Source organism: Cupriavidus sp. 291-E7 (assembly GCF_057798835.1).
On sequence record NZ_JBYOJV010000046.1, the window covers coordinates 1 to 13,948 of the forward strand.

Genomic DNA, 13,948 nt, shown 5'->3' on the forward strand with positions numbered 1-13,948 from the left:
CCGTTCTGAGCGGTTCGCTAAGCTGCTCAGTGTCTTGCAGGTGCGAGTCCTGCCGCAGTAGTTGGTTAGTTTGACTGCGTAGCGATGGCGTACATGTGGAGGGCGACCGAAAACATGGGAGCAACGCCGGACAAACGTGTCCCCAGACCCAGTCCGTGGGAGCGCGCAAGTATGCAGCCCGTAACGAAAGTGAACCTGAACAAGCCTCGTAAATGTCAGCCACACGGTTGTGCTGGGAGAGTGTGGTGTAGGGTGGTTCCGCCGAGCCTCTAGAACGGGGGCGAAGGCCAGCGCGTCATGGTGGATCAACTAACCACTTGAAGCCATGACAGGAACTCGGGGTATTGAGGATGGGATGCATACATAGCACTGAGCGGAACGAACGAGACCTCTACCCGTCGCGGTCTAACCCGCCGCGTAATTGACGATATAAGGTAACCGCCGAAATTCGAAGAAATGCGGGATAGAGGAGTCGGAGGAGGCCATAGTACTGCTGATGGCGAGGACAACATAACCTCGTCGGAGGGAAGGGCCTCTGCTTCTGTCACGTTCTCTTTTGTAGGATGCACTGCGTGATTGCGAAAGCTAGAAACACGCCGCTAGAAAGTGTGCGAGTACTGCAACGGAAGCTATACCTGGCAGCCAAGACGAATCCGATGCGGAAATTTGGAGTGCTGTACGACAAGGTGTGTCAAAGCGACGTGCTATGGTCGGCCTACGAACAAGTGAAAGCCAATAAGGGTGCCCCCGGCATCGATCGGCAAACCTTCGAAGTGATTGAAGGCGAAATCGGTCTTGGCTCGTTCTTGGAAGAGATCCGATCTCGGCTCATAGCTAGGCGGTACAAGCCTCTGCCGGTCCGACGGGTGTATATCCCGAAGTCCGATGGAACGCAAAGGCCGCTCGGCATTCCTGTCATTGCTGATCGTGTAGTGCAGGCAGCGGTGAAACTCGTTATCGAGCCAGTTTTCGAGGCGGGCTTCAAGGACTTCTCGTATGGCTTCCGGCCACGTAAGAGCGCTCAACAGGCGCTGCGGGAGGTCTATAAGTGGCTGAACTTCAAATGCCACTGGGTTGTTGACGCGGATCTGAAGGCGTATTTCGACACGATTCCGCACGACAAGCTACTGCTGTCGGTGCGATCCAAGGTCATAGATCGGTCAGTTGTAAAGCTGATTGAGCTGTGGCTTAAAGCCGGGGTAATGGAGGATATGCGCGTCTGGACGGAAACGACTGGCACGCCGCAGGGAGGGGTGATCTCTCCTCTCCTTGCGAATCTTTATCTACATTGGCTGGATCACACCTGGGAGAGGAAGGCATTCGGCAAACGGCCGCACGATGCTCACATCGTGCGATACGCGGATGACTTCGTAATTCTGTGCAACGAGCGCCCGGGGTTCTATCTGGAACAGGCCAAGAAGGTGTTGGATCGTCTCGGTCTGACGCTTAATGCACAGAAAACGCGGATAGTGAATGCCAAGGAAGAGCCGTTTGACTTCCTCGGTCATCGGTTTGCGGCCCAACCGTCGAAGCGGACGGGCGAGCCGAAAACCTACTACTACCCGTCGCCCAAGGCGATGAAGTCGGTCAAGAAGAAGATTCGGGAGGTTGTCCGCTCAGGGCAGCACTGGCATCTGCCGCAGCTCATTAAGGAAAAGGTCAATCCGATTCTGCGAGGTTGGGGCAACTACTTCAAGACGGGCAACTCAAGGAAGCACTTCTTGAGCATCGCAAATTACACGACTTGGACGCTCTGCATCATGCTGAGGAAGAAGCATAAGAAGCGTGCTAAGGGGTGGAGGGACCACCCGCCGTCATGGTTCTACGATTACCACGGGCTATTCAAGCTGTACGCCCTCTCGGTAACCGGAGATGAATCAAGCCGGTACGCCCGCCCTATGCCGTTGTAACGCTGCAGGAAGAAGGCAGTCGGAAAGCCGTGTGCGGGAAAACTGCACGCACGGTTTGACGAGAGGCCGCTGGGGAGATGACTTCAAACCAGAGGCCTACTCTACGACCGTTCTAATCTAGTCGAAACTTGAGCGGAAATTTCTGAATATGCCTCCCGCGATTCTCGCGGGGGCAATTCCTCTTCTCCGGCCTCGCGCCACTCTCTGCCTTTCCCTGATCTTCGCCATGCTGAAACGACCTTCTGGCCGCACGCCGGGATGTCCTTTGAGCAAGCGTTCCTTCGCCTGTCTCAGGCATCGACTCACCACTCCCACAAGGAGTCATCCCATGAAACTGAAAGATCTGAGCGTGATTGTTGCGAGTTGGGAATCCCGTCAGTGGGATGCCTTCATTGCGGAGTATTTGCCAGCAGGCGTCCTGACGGATGCGTTCTGGAGCGGCCGCCCTTGCCCTTGCCCCATATGCGGAGGTAAAGATCGGTTCACCTACACCCGTAACCGCGAACGCGGAGATTGGGTGTGTCGCAAATGCAATGACGGTAGTCCTAGTGGTGGCGACGGTCTCGAACTGGTCCGCCGCTACACCAACATGTCCTACTTCGAGTTGAAGTGTCGGCTCAATGGTGCGGCGCCGCCGGCGCCATTGCAACTGACTGTCCGACCCGCGCCGACGCGTAAGCCGCTTGATTCGGCGGCGAAGCTGCGCCGGATCGAGCAGCAGTGGGCTGCCGCTTCGTGCCTGTCTCCGGGCGACCACGCAATGCAGTACCTGGCCGCCCGCGTTCCTGGGCTGCGTGCGCCTCGGCCCCAGTCGTTGAGATTGGCCGTGCAGGAGTACTGGCACGACAAGAAGTTGGTCGGGCAATTTCCGACGATCGTCGCGCAGTTCACGCTGCCCGACGGCCGCATGGCAACCGTGCATCGGACATCGTTGGATCCCCGTCGTCCCGAGAAGGCGACAGTGATCAGCGCAGATGGGGAAATTCTCCCCTCAAAGCGTAACGATGTGTCGGCGCTTCCGCCGGCCGGCGGTGCAGTGCGATTGATGGCGCCGCGTAATGGCGAGCTAGGTATTGCCGAAGGGCTGGAAACGGCCTATGCCGCGTACATGCAGTTTGGCGTGCCGACCTGGTACTGCCTGAATCGTGTGCTGCTCAGCCAGTTCGTTGTACCTGACGGCATTGGTATCGAGACCGTCCACATCTTTGCGGACTTCGACGCTGTTGACGAGAAAACGGGCAAATCGCCCGGCGTAGCCGATGCGCTGGCGCTTCAAAAGCGCTTGCGACAAGCTGGCTTCAAGGTGGTGCTTCACCGGCCCAAGGTCCGAGGCACTGATTTCTGCGATGAATGGCGCACTGTCTACCAGCTGCGCCAGATGTCGAACCGGGCGGTAGCCGCCTAACTTTGTCTTCAACTTCTGCCCTGTGGGTCCGTCCCACTGGGCGGAACTCCTGTGTGGCAGGCTCTCAGGAGTAATCAAAATGCCGCAAAAGGGTTTTACCGCAATTGTGAACAAGTTGCACATCCAGGCGATGCGTAGCACGCCGACGCGAGATGTTCACGCCATTAAGTCGGAGGCGCAGTTCTTCCACGTCTACCGTAAGGAATCCTCCGGCGATCTGACGTTGCTCGAGCGCAATCTCTCGTTCGATTCAGCGGCGGACTTCTGCCTTGCACATGGCACGCTCCACTAAGCGCGCCGAACCTCCTCTTAAACAAAAAGGCCCAGCTCTCAAAGCTGGGCCTTTTTGCTTTTGGGCGGCTGATTCGTATCAGCTCGGCGTCCGATAGGCCTTATAGACTTCGATGGCCGCCTGCAAGACGCAGAATCCGATGGCGACGTAGAAGACGAAGCGGTTCACGTCTGCGGTGGTGGAAAGGTAATCGAACATGGTGGCTCCTCAGAGTTGTTTGGTGATAAGTTTAGTTTGACTCTCAAAGAGTCAAGTCGTTGGTGCTACGCAAACTGCGCCGTTGCTGCATTCAACGCATCCAGATCCAAAAACTCAAAGCCGGTCGCAACATCCGCGGCAGGCATCGGATTGAATTCCTGATGGGCTGGTAGCAACACCGGCGCGATCGCCGGTGCCGACGCCGGCGCCGGTGAAGGTGCAGTCAGCGCAGGAACGGGGGCCGGGGCGGGGATCGGTGCCGCTGCAAATTCCGCAACTTCAGGCGGCCCAGATGACGGAACCGCAGACGTCACCTTGCTGATCGCGTCGGCTAGACCCGTGACCGTGGCACTGGCCAATGGCTGCGGCGCTAACAGTATTGCGTCAATGCCTGCGGTGCCAGCGGTGACGGTGGCCAGGCCGACCGTTGCAAGCCGCTTCAGGATGAAAGCCCGATCCCGCGCGCTGGAGATACCGCGCAGGTAGCGCAGCAATTCCGGCGTGGAATCTGCCGTCAGCGTGAGCTTGATCTCCAGCTTTTCCATGTCGCCTCCCCGATTAGGCTGCGGCCTTGCTGGCGTTGCGTGCGGCGCCGATCGTGTAGAAGCCGCGGACGTTCGCGAAACAGGGCGAATCCATCATGTGAATGTCGTTCAACGGGAAGGCGGCGCGGATCGTGGGCGCGTAGAGCGCGGCACCGCCGCCGGTGAGAATGATCGCGCGGATGTCGTCGGTACGTCCCACGCGCGATTGCAGTTCCTTGATCGATTGCTGCGTCACGGCCATCGCCTCAGGGAGATACTGGCTCTTCAGGTCGAGCTCATTCCTATAGAACAGAAGCGAGCCAGTGCTGCGCAGCGACGCGTCGACGCGCTCAATGGCGTCGAACGGCTGGCCGAACTGAGAGGAGATGAGGCTGGCGATTTGCTGATAGACGCGGGCGGCACCGCCCGGGACGCCGCCGCTACGCGTGTCATCCATCGTGTAGCCCTTGGCGACAATCCAGTCGGTAGTGAAGTAGCCGACATCGATGACCAGGTACGAATTGTGGGGATCGTACTGCTTGCCGATCTGCTGCATATACGTGAGGAGCGTGCCGAGCGGCTGAGGCAGGGGCAGCACGGAATGCACCTCGATGGCACCCCAACCGAAATCATGCCGGCCACTGAAGCGGTCGCGCAAGTAGCCTGCATACTTCTGCGTGTTGTGTACGGGCAGACCAAGAACCAGTCGATCGATCTCGGCCGCGCCGGAGTAGAAGAGGGCTCCTGCCAGTAGTGCCGCATAGTTGGGCGTCGTGACGTAGTCCTCGGCGAGTGCGCGGCCGGTTGTGTAAGCACCACTGATGGAGACACCAGGGCCTACCTCGTAACGGGCACCGTCGACCACGACATTGATCACCTGCCGCGCCTGGAACGGGCCGCTTTCGGGTGTCAGGCTTGTCGTGGCCGCTTGCGGTGCGAGAGAAGGAAACATCGCGGTCCTGATCTCCGATCCGACTGCGAACGCCGATTTGGTGTTCCCGTAGCCGACGTCGACTGCGAGGGTTGCTGCCTTGACCACTTTCGATTCGCCGATTTGATGTTGCACGGTAATTGCTCCCGATGTTGTTGCGATGGTTGTTGGAAGGGTCGGCCCGTCTTGGGCAGCACCAGCAACTGCCAGATTGGGGGACATTCGTCCTCTATCTGATAGGGGCTGACACTCCGAGCGGTGAGTTTCGGTGAGCAAGTGACAGATAGTCACCGAATGGTCCTCGAACTGCCTGCCTACGTCTCCAACTCTACCGACGCAAATTGGAAGTCAAGTCTTCGAAACCTCGAAATTTCGCGCGTGTTTCTGTTGTCGGTTCCGATGGCGATCAGCTATCCTGTGGACTCTTACCGCGTCCCCGACGCATCGACCTCGCCGCCAACTGCGCGGCACATATGACCTCCGATTCTTCCTGGTGAAGGGTCACTGCGAGGCCCGCTGTTCACGCCGGAAATTGAACCGGCATTTTTTTCAATCAAATCAAGTGGACCGTGTCGGATAGTGAGGACACCGGACACCGCGAGACCAAGCCGATTAGCGGTCTGTTTGTGAAAATAGACCGTAGTGCGGACAATTCCGAAGCCGGACACCGGACAGGTGCTCTGTGGAATTTCCGCTTATGCCCGACACCCTTACAGCCACGTGGCTGGGTGCAGATCACGAAGCCCGACACACCGCGGCGGGGATGATCTGACTTTGGGGTGGGGAGCTGCTTTGCGTACCGAGAGACGGTGAACGCAGGCTTCTGAGCAGATATCGATCCGGGGGGCGCTACCGGTACCAGAACGGCGCAACAGGTAATTACCCATCACGGCATCGGCCGCAGGCGTGTGGACGCAATCCTCACGAACGCAGGCCGGCATCAGCAGATGCACCGGATAGGGTAGCCGCGCAAGCGGCGCGCAAGGCGCGAGCCCTGCGTGTTCGCATAAGCGGACAGTCACGATGCATTGCTTCCATGCTCAGGGCTGATCGGTTTGGCATCGCTAAAGGACCGGGAGAGTAGTGGCAGGACCGGCTGGATGGGCCGGCAAGCTGGGGGTGGTACCCCGGCGCACCGAATGGGACAGGTCCGAATCGGGGTCGGTGCTGTCCTGCGATGGGCTGTGCGGGACAGGCACGGCCCGCGGCTGCGTGCGCGCAGCACTACGGCGAGACGAACATGAGCAAGACGATCAACCTGCGCCCGATCCTGGAGCAGTACAACCTCCCCGAGCGGTTCAAGGCGGAATTCGCCGTCCTGGCGGCCGAGCACCTTCACCTTCCCCACAGCGGCACCCGCGTGAGCGGTCGATCGCTATCGCAGATGTCTCAGCGGCAGCGGATGCAGGCGCTGCTGGCGATGATGGTGGAGCTGCGGCGCGTTGGCGGTATGGCTGTGACGTCGCCCTATGCCATCAGGCAAAAGCACATCAGATGGCTGGTCCGCCACTGGGTGGAAGAGCGGAAGCTGAATGTGGGGACGGTGGAACTGCGGCTGACGCACTTACGTGCCTTCATGTCGTGGATGGGCAAGGCAAACATGGTGGGTCGAATCGACGATTATGTGGTGCGGCCGGCGGGCTACGTCCGCAGCTACGTCGCCAGGGAAGACCGCTCTTGGGATGGGAAGGGCATCGATGCCGCAGAACTGATTGCGGCGATCGCCAAGACGGATGCGCACGTTGCGCTGCAGCTGAAACTCGAAGCCGGATTTGGATTGCGCGCAAAGGAGAGTTGGCGCCTGCGAGCGGCGCTGGATGTTCTGCCGTCCGGCATGCTGCATGTGCACGATGGGACGAAGGGAGGTCGGCCGCGCCGAGTGCCTATCGAGTTTGACTGGCAGTACGAATTGCTGGGACAAGCCGCCCGCCTGGCCAAGGGTGCCAATCCGGGCAAAGGCACATTGATCCCGGCGACATACACGCAGAACCAGTGGCGCCGCCGGTTCTATACCGTGCTGGAGAAGCACGGGGTCACGAAAGATGGCGTTGGGGTGACGGCACACGGCTTGCGCCATCAATTCCTGCAGCAAATGTACCAGCGCCATAGTGGCCAGGCGGCTGCCGTGAAGGGTGCCGGGAAGGTGAAGGACGTCGAGGCGCACCGGGAGGCACTGCGCAAGGTGGTCGAGGCGGCAGGCCACAGTCGTGCGACGAAGGCCAACGCCTACCTCTCCACTTATTCCACCCAGCAGTCGATCAGTAAGCAAGAGCCGACTTTGGCCGATATTAATGCAGCCCTTTCTGCAGCCGACGGCAACAAAGCCGTGGCGGCACGCAGCCTCGGTATCTCGCGCGCAAAGCTGTATCGAATGCTGGCTAAAGCGGAGTCGTAGTTACGAGGTTGTGGTATGAGCATGCTCACCCTATTTCCTCGATAACACGACACTTTTGTAGCTTGTTTCAAGACAAATGTATGTAGACAAGGTGTATTCCGACAAGGCCATTCGTCGGATTCTGGCAAATGGTCTTGCGTCGAGCGTGACTGCGGAATGGCCCTGGTTGCGGGTGCTCGGTGGCGGAGCGAAGCCTGTCCGTCGGCGCGGTCTTCGGACGGATTGGGGATGGTTGGTGCTCCATACATTCGACGACGACCTTACGACGCTCGAGATCGGTGTTGAAGGTTACTTGGCGTGCAACCCATTCTTCGATCTGGGTCAGTTTTGGGGTAACGGTGCATCCGTTGGCACGTATCTCAGCGACCTAGTTTCGATGCACTTCGTTCGGCTCGCGCGTCCAATACTCTGCAAGGCTGATTGGCGTGTTCACGAGGACGATCCGCCGCCGGGCCGGATTTTTTGCATATCGTCTGTCTTACCGGTCGCTGCTCGTCAGAGAAGCGCACGCCTGGGCGAGGCGCTCAGTGTGGCGCTCATGCGCGCCGACATCACGCACCTTAGCACGGCGTGCGAAGGAGGGGCTTATCTTGAAGGGCTCAGGGACTTTGCCGAGCTACCGGTCCGTTCGTTGCCCATTTGATTTTCGCTTTTGGTGGTGCTTTTGCCGACCAAGGCCTGACAAAAAATCTGGAAAGCTCGCGGATTTGCACCGTCATTCTGGGCAAGTTGCGGATGTGGACATGATTGAATTAGAGTTTTCAAGACCTGTACGGAGAAAAGTATGACGAAATCTGAACTAATTGACGCGATCGCCGCTGGCGTCGAGGGACTGTCCAAGACAAAGGCCGAGCAGGCGTTGAACGCAACCTTGGCCGCCATCATGGATGCCGTGGCCCAGGGCGAGACGCTCACATTGGTCGGCTTCGGCGCTTTCAGCAAAGGCGAGCGAGCAGAGCGCACTGCGCGCAACCCACGCACCGGCGAGGAAATCACTGTTCAGGCCGCCAAGACGGTGAAGTTCAAGGCTGGCCAGCGATTCAAGGACGCCGTCAACGGAGCCGTGCGTGGATAACGTTGCGGCAGTTTGCGCGCCGCCCTACATGTCCGTGGAGCAGATTGCTGCCGAAGTCTGCGAACTATAGGGCACTACGATGCCGACATGCGATTGCTGCAACAACGATTTTTGGGCGCCAGGTCAAGCAACGTGCGGCCGGTGCGTGTCGGATAATGAGGAGAGGGAGAGCTACGAGTGCTTTCTCGAACAAGAAGCCGAGCGAGCACACCGAATACTGTCGCCGCAACGCAGATTGATTCATGACCTTTGCAAACAGGGCGTGACGGTTTACCAGGTCGGGAATTTGTACGACACGGACACCAACTGTATGCCCATCCCGGACTGTGACAGGGGAAAGTGGTTCGTGTCGGTGCCTGCCAATTCGCCATTCGCATCAAAGGCTGCGGCCATTCCCTTTGCGCCGACAGAAACTGAAGCGTGGTTGCTTGCGGCGCAGCACCTGATGAGCAACTGAGACCGTTTGACCACGAAAGGCACGTCTCCCGGCGTGCCTTTCGTCGTTTTTGAAAGGAACATGTTCCTTCCTGACAGTTGTCCCCTATCGGGCGTAGGCAAGCAGCAGCGTGGCCAGCGCGCCGGCATCGCCGACGAGGCGGTTGATAGAGTGGGTCGCGGATTTCTCCCCAAGGGCTTCGCCAGACGCTAACCATGCAAAGGCAACGCGGCGGGCCGCTTTCTCCCCGGGACGCGGGGTCGGCGCCGGCAGATCGATTGCCGTAGCTCGCTGCGCGTGAGTCAGCGTCGGATACGGATCGATACCAGCGAAGTGAGTCAGCTCGTCGATGCTGATCGCGCTGTAGGCTGGCGTCGCATCGTTGCGGACAACGTAGGCGGCGGCGCCAACACCAGGCACATAGATGGCCTTCCATAGGAAGTCGGGAATTCGAACACGGCCGTTGAGGGTCGCGCTGTTCTTCGAGAATGCCGGACCAGTGACGACCTGGATAGCGACGTACTGGCGAGCCAGCCGGCGTGTCGACGTCTCGATGTGGCTCCAGGTGCGACGGTTGGAGACGCTGTTCTGCGGAACAACGTTGGCCAGGCTGAAGCTCTCCGCTTGCGATGCCTTGTCTGCGAAGTCCCCACTTGGCGCAAGGTGCCCGCGGTCCATTCCGGATCGGCTGAAGTCCTGCAGGCGTGCGCGGTCGGCAGCCGGAAGGCGCTCCTCCTCGTAGAAATCGCTGTCGCGCGGCAGCGAGCGCGCGGCATCAACGGCCTCCTTCGTGAGTCGCTCGGCCGACCATAGCGCGGTGCGAGTCTGGGCCGAGTAGAGGACGGCGTAGGCACGGTAGCAGAGCAGCTGGGTCCTGCCTGCCGGTTGGCTAAGTGCTGGTTGGCCGGCGCCCAGCACGTGGGCGCATTCTGCGGGTTCTTTCGCACTGGCTGTGGCTGCGACGAGCGCGAGGGTGAGTGCAACTGCGAAGTGGCGAGTCATGGCTGAAGGTCCGAGATAGTGACCACTTCAGCTTGCCATCCCCAACGCGAAGTCAAGGTTGCCAGTGATCCGGCACGCCATCGATGGCCTTGCCGATGAACTCGTGGAGATCCAACAGCGGCCATTCCTTGTCGGCCAACGCTTCTTCTGCAATCTCCACGCATAGTGCTGGCACTGGCTCGAAGCGGACCATTGGTGCGCCGTCTATATAGATGATCTTCGCCCGTTTCAGCAACTTCTGATAGCGCGCGGCCTGAGACACCACGGTTTCGGGTGGGTCCACGTGCTTGAATTCATACCCAGGCTGGGCGAGGGCAGCGGCCATAGCGGCGAATTTCGGGCCGTTTGCCTCCCAGTCGGTTGTAGTGGAGGCGACCAGGTTTAGGAAATACGGGATGTCAGAGACGGTCAGCGCGCGGCGGGCGGTCATCGATATGGCTTGCTCATCGGCGGGCCGGTGCTCGACGCGATTGTTCCAGATGGCGCTGAGCTGGGGGAAGGCCGCGTCCTTGCTGGCGCCATCGAGCTGGATCGGAGGCGTCGACATGCCGCATTCCTCACAAACAATGACTGCCTGCAGCCGGCCGGCAATGTAGAGGGGGGCGCCGTCGCAGTGGGCGCATTGGAGGAGGCCGCTGGGCATGGCAAGGATCCGTTGCTGAAAATCCCGGGATTATGCCTGCCCGCGGCCCAGGCCAGTCAGAACTGGCTGGTGGACTGTTCGATGATCGGCCTGTCGACGGCCAGGTATTCGCTAGTTGTGCAGAGAATCTCTCGCGTGGCCGTACCTTGAAATCCTTGCAGCATCTCAGCGTGGTCGCGCAGGGCCGCGCCGATTTGCCAGAACTCGTTCAGCCAATGGCCAGTCGGCCCGATCGGGCCGCCCGTCTGGCCGGTGACGATGGCGCCGCGGATGGCGAGGATGGTTTCAGGCTCGGGATACTCTCGTTCTTCGTTGTCGTAGTGCTGCATTGGTATTGGTGTTGAGGTAGAGCTTCAGACGACGCTGTGGACCAACTGGCCCAGTCCACCGTCGACCACGTGGAGCGATGTCGCGGGATATGCGTCGTGCAAGATGCCATCAAGCAGACGGCCAGCAGCCTTCTTGCCAACCCGATGCATGACGGTTACAGGGAATCGGCCGTCGTCCCGCGCTCGCATGAAATCATCTCCGTTGGTGAGATGCTGGCCGTGACGGTCGATTCAGATGCCGCCAGCGATCCAGGTCGAGGCCTTGTTGACCCATTGATCGAACGTTTCGAATGTCCGGAAGACAGCCTCGCCGGTCGTGGTCAATACGGCAGCAGTGTGCCATTCGCCCCACTGCTTCATGATGAAGGGGATGCCGCCAGCTGCGCACTGGTCGCGTAGGCCGCGCAGCCATGCGGGGTGCGTGGGCCGTGCGCCCGGGCCGGACTCGCCGCCGGCAATGATCCAGTCGATGGCGCCGGGGTTGTAGTCGTTGCCGGATGTGTGGAGCAGCTCACCAGTCATCGTGGAGAACACGTCGACGTGCCCGAGCAGTGGTTCCATCGAGAGAAAGCGGATCTTCGCCGGCACGCGCAGCAGCTTCGGAATGTCGCGGTCGGCCTCGGTCTGATTCACGATCGTTGCGCCCAACCAGACATCGGCTGGGGCGTTGCCAGCGATCCAGGTGGCCAGCCAAGGTACGAGCGGGTTGTCGGCGCAGTCGTCGCGCTGCAACAGCGTGTTGAAGGCCTCGCCCAGCCTTTTCGTGGCGTTGCCTATGCGTTTGGTCAACACGAGCTTGTCGAGGTTCGGCGTCTGCCGCCAGACGTCGAGCATGTCGATAAACCATTCGATTGGCACCTCGTTGTCGAATACGTCGGCCAGACTTGAGCAGAACACGCGCTGCCGGCGACCGTGAATCGCCGCGAAAGCAGCATGTGCGGCGTTCCAACGGAGCATCTTTCGCCAATTGGCAGGGGAGGTGCGGCGACGCGGTGCACCGGGCCCCCAGTTTGAGGCATGCCCGCCACCGAATCTCGCATTGCGAGCTTCGGCGTAGCAGTGGTCGCAGCCGGGTCCGACCTTCTGGCATCCTTCCCAAAAATTATCTAATGAAACCTTGTTGTTGCGCATTGAGAAGTCGCTGTCACCCAGGGGCTTTGGGCACTGATCAGCGTATCGCGTGTTGCGCATTGAAATTGAGGACAATGAACTTCGGCACCGGTCGTGGCGAATGCATACAGGCGCTCGATGATCTTGGCCCGCTCGTGATAGTTTCCGGTGCTAGCTTCAGCCGAGACGGCTGTGCGTCGTCGCGGACGTTGGAGGACGATTTCAACCGAGGGGTTGCTTTGAGCGGCGCATGAATTGTGTCCGCTGGATCAAAATCCCTCTAGGGGCGAGGTAGTAGCCCTGCGCCGCAGGCCATGACAGTCATTCACTGACTGCTGGCCAGGTGGCTGGGTCCGGCCATAAACGGACAGCCACATTCCAGCACCACAGACACTGGAATGCCGGCTGCGCAGTCCCTAGCGGCCGTTGAAACCACCTCCGTTGAATGTCGTTCGCGGTCGGGATGCAACGGCAAAGAAGCGTTGCGTGCCTACTTCATTGGGTATTCCCCCCGTAAAGTAAGCGTCGCGGGAAGTAGAATTTTCTATCAGCGGTACCTTAGGAAATTTGCATGAAGACCTCCCGATTCACGGACAGCCAGATCATCGCCATCTTGAAGCAGGCCGAAGCCGGCACACCGGTTCCGGAGCTATGCCGGGAGCACGGCATGAGCAACGCTAGCTTTTACAAATGGCGGGCCAAATATGGCGGCATGGATGCGGCGCTGATGACACGGATGAAGGAATTGGAAGCCGAGAACGCCCGCCTCAAGAAGATGTATGCCGAGGAACGCCTGAAGGCCGATGTCCTGAAGGAAGCCATCGAAAAAAAGTGGTAAGGCCATCTCACCGACGTGAGATGGCCATGCGTGCCGTGCGAGAACGCGCCCTGACGGTCAAGACGGCCTGCGCTGCCTTTGGCGTGAGCGAGACGTGCTATCGGTATCAGGCCAAGAGCTCGACGGAGAATGACGTCATCGCCGATTGGCTGGTCAAGCTGACCCACAACCAGCGCAACTGGGGGTTCGGTCTGTGCTTCCTGTACCTGCGCAACGTCAAAGGCTTTGGCTGGAATCACAAACGCGTCTATCGTATCTACCGGCAGTTGGAGTTGAACCTGCGCATCAAGCCCCGCAAGCGGCTGGTGCGTGAGCAGCCCGAACCGTTGGCGGTGCCATTGACGTTGAATGAAAGCTGGTCGATGGACTTCATGCACGACCAGTTGGCCGACGGCCGCAGCATTCGGCTGTTCAATGTCATCGACGACTTCAACCGGGAAGGCCTGTGCATCGACGTGGACTTCTCGCTGCCATCACCGCGAGTGATCCGCGCTCTGGATCAGGTCATCGAGTGGCGAGGGCCGCCGCAGGCGATTCGGTGTGACAACGGCCCGGAGTATGTCAGCGAAGCATTGAAGAACTGGGCCCGCAAGCGGGGAATCAGGTTGCAGTTCATCCAGCCAGGCAAGCCTCAACAGAACGCCTATATCGAGCGGTACAACCGGACTGTGCGGTATGACTGGCTGGCGCATTACCTGTTCGAGACCGTCGCCGAAGTCCAGGACTACGCGACAAAATGGCTATGGTCTTACAATCACGAACGCCCCAATATGGCGCTCGGTGGCATTACCCCGAAACAACGATCGGCCATCATGGCCTAGCCTCTACTTCCAGCGACCGCTAGAAATGGGGGGAATACC

At 59.6% G+C, this 13,948-nt stretch carries 14 protein-coding genes; 7 read left to right on the forward strand and 7 right to left on the reverse strand.

Features of this window, described 5'->3' with window-relative positions; all coding sequences use genetic code 11:
- The first annotated feature begins 671 nt into the window (after window positions 1-671).
- The 3 genes from ltrA to AC3FLX_RS33300 all read left to right on the forward strand — a co-directional run bounded on the left by ltrA (window position 672) and on the right by AC3FLX_RS33300 (window position 3,607).
- The gene (gene ltrA, locus AC3FLX_RS33290) at window positions 672-1,910 is read left to right on the forward strand and encodes a group II intron reverse transcriptase/maturase (protein ID WP_488696759.1); all 1,239 of its coding nucleotides are present in this window, start codon (window positions 672-674) and stop codon (window positions 1,908-1,910) included.
- A gap of 334 nt (window positions 1,911-2,244) precedes the next feature.
- Window positions 2,245-3,315, forward strand: a complete 1,071-nt coding sequence (locus AC3FLX_RS33295) for a DUF7146 domain-containing protein (protein ID WP_488701558.1) — start codon at window positions 2,245-2,247, stop codon at window positions 3,313-3,315.
- A 79-nt stretch (window positions 3,316-3,394) separates the two neighbouring features.
- Window positions 3,395-3,607 carry a hypothetical protein gene (locus tag AC3FLX_RS33300; RefSeq protein WP_488701547.1) on the forward strand — a complete coding sequence of 71 codons (213 nt, stop codon included), beginning with the start codon at window positions 3,395-3,397 and terminating at the stop codon, window positions 3,605-3,607.
- 263 nt (window positions 3,608-3,870) lie between these two features.
- Here the strand turns inward: AC3FLX_RS33300 and AC3FLX_RS33305 are convergent, their stop codons facing one another.
- Window positions 3,871-4,350, reverse strand: a complete 480-nt coding sequence (locus AC3FLX_RS33305) for a hypothetical protein (RefSeq protein WP_488701548.1) — start codon at window positions 4,348-4,350, stop codon at window positions 3,871-3,873.
- Window positions 4,351-4,363: 13 nt separating this feature from the next.
- The gene (locus tag AC3FLX_RS33310) at window positions 4,364-5,482 is read right to left on the reverse strand and encodes a PRTRC system protein D (protein ID WP_488701549.1); all 1,119 of its coding nucleotides are present in this window, start codon (window positions 5,480-5,482) and stop codon (window positions 4,364-4,366) included.
- Between the two features lie 1,018 nt (window positions 5,483-6,500).
- Between AC3FLX_RS33310 and AC3FLX_RS33315 the strand changes: the two genes are divergently transcribed.
- From AC3FLX_RS33315 to AC3FLX_RS33325, 3 genes are all read left to right on the forward strand, one after another.
- A complete protein-coding gene (locus AC3FLX_RS33315; protein ID WP_488701550.1) occupies window positions 6,501-7,655 on the forward strand; it encodes an integrase domain-containing protein in 1,155 nt (384 codons plus the stop codon).
- Window positions 7,656-7,731: 76 nt separating this feature from the next.
- Window positions 7,732-8,298, forward strand: coding sequence for a hypothetical protein (locus AC3FLX_RS33320; RefSeq protein WP_488701551.1), 567 nt, complete (start codon window positions 7,732-7,734; stop codon window positions 8,296-8,298).
- Window positions 8,299-8,439: 141 nt separating this feature from the next.
- Complete coding sequence (locus AC3FLX_RS33325) at window positions 8,440-8,730, forward strand: HU family DNA-binding protein (protein ID WP_488701552.1); 291 nt, start codon at window positions 8,440-8,442, stop codon at window positions 8,728-8,730.
- Window positions 8,731-9,271: 541 nt separating this feature from the next.
- On the opposite strand, the gene AC3FLX_RS33330 is transcribed toward AC3FLX_RS33325, so the two are convergent.
- From AC3FLX_RS33330 to AC3FLX_RS33350, 5 genes are read right to left on the reverse strand one after another with little or no spacing between them, the layout of a single operon-like run.
- Entirely contained in the window at window positions 9,272-10,168 is an 897-nt protein-coding gene (locus tag AC3FLX_RS33330; RefSeq protein ID WP_488701553.1) for a DNA/RNA non-specific endonuclease, read from the reverse strand.
- Between the two features lie 52 nt (window positions 10,169-10,220).
- Window positions 10,221-10,811: a hypothetical protein gene (locus AC3FLX_RS33335; protein ID WP_488701554.1), complete on the reverse strand. Its 591-nt coding sequence runs from the start codon at window positions 10,809-10,811 to the stop codon at window positions 10,221-10,223.
- A gap of 56 nt (window positions 10,812-10,867) precedes the next feature.
- A complete protein-coding gene (locus tag AC3FLX_RS33340; protein ID WP_488701555.1) occupies window positions 10,868-11,140 on the reverse strand; it encodes a hypothetical protein in 273 nt (90 codons plus the stop codon).
- Window positions 11,141-11,164: 24 nt separating this feature from the next.
- Window positions 11,165-11,329, reverse strand: a complete 165-nt coding sequence (locus AC3FLX_RS33345; RefSeq protein WP_488701556.1) for a hypothetical protein — start codon at window positions 11,327-11,329, stop codon at window positions 11,165-11,167.
- A 42-nt stretch (window positions 11,330-11,371) separates the two neighbouring features.
- A complete protein-coding gene (locus AC3FLX_RS33350) occupies window positions 11,372-12,271 on the reverse strand; it encodes a phage Gp37/Gp68 family protein (protein WP_488701557.1) in 900 nt (299 codons plus the stop codon).
- Between the two features lie 550 nt (window positions 12,272-12,821).
- Here AC3FLX_RS33350 and AC3FLX_RS33355 point away from each other — a divergent pair.
- Window positions 12,822-13,909, forward strand: a protein-coding gene (locus AC3FLX_RS33355) for an IS3 family transposase (RefSeq protein ID WP_488696234.1) whose coding sequence is annotated in 2 segments (ribosomal slippage) — window positions 12,822-13,074 and window positions 13,074-13,909 — 1,089 coding nt in all. Because the reading frame shifts where the segments join, the coding sequence is not laid out codon by codon here.
- Window positions 13,910-13,948: the final 39 nt, after the last annotated feature.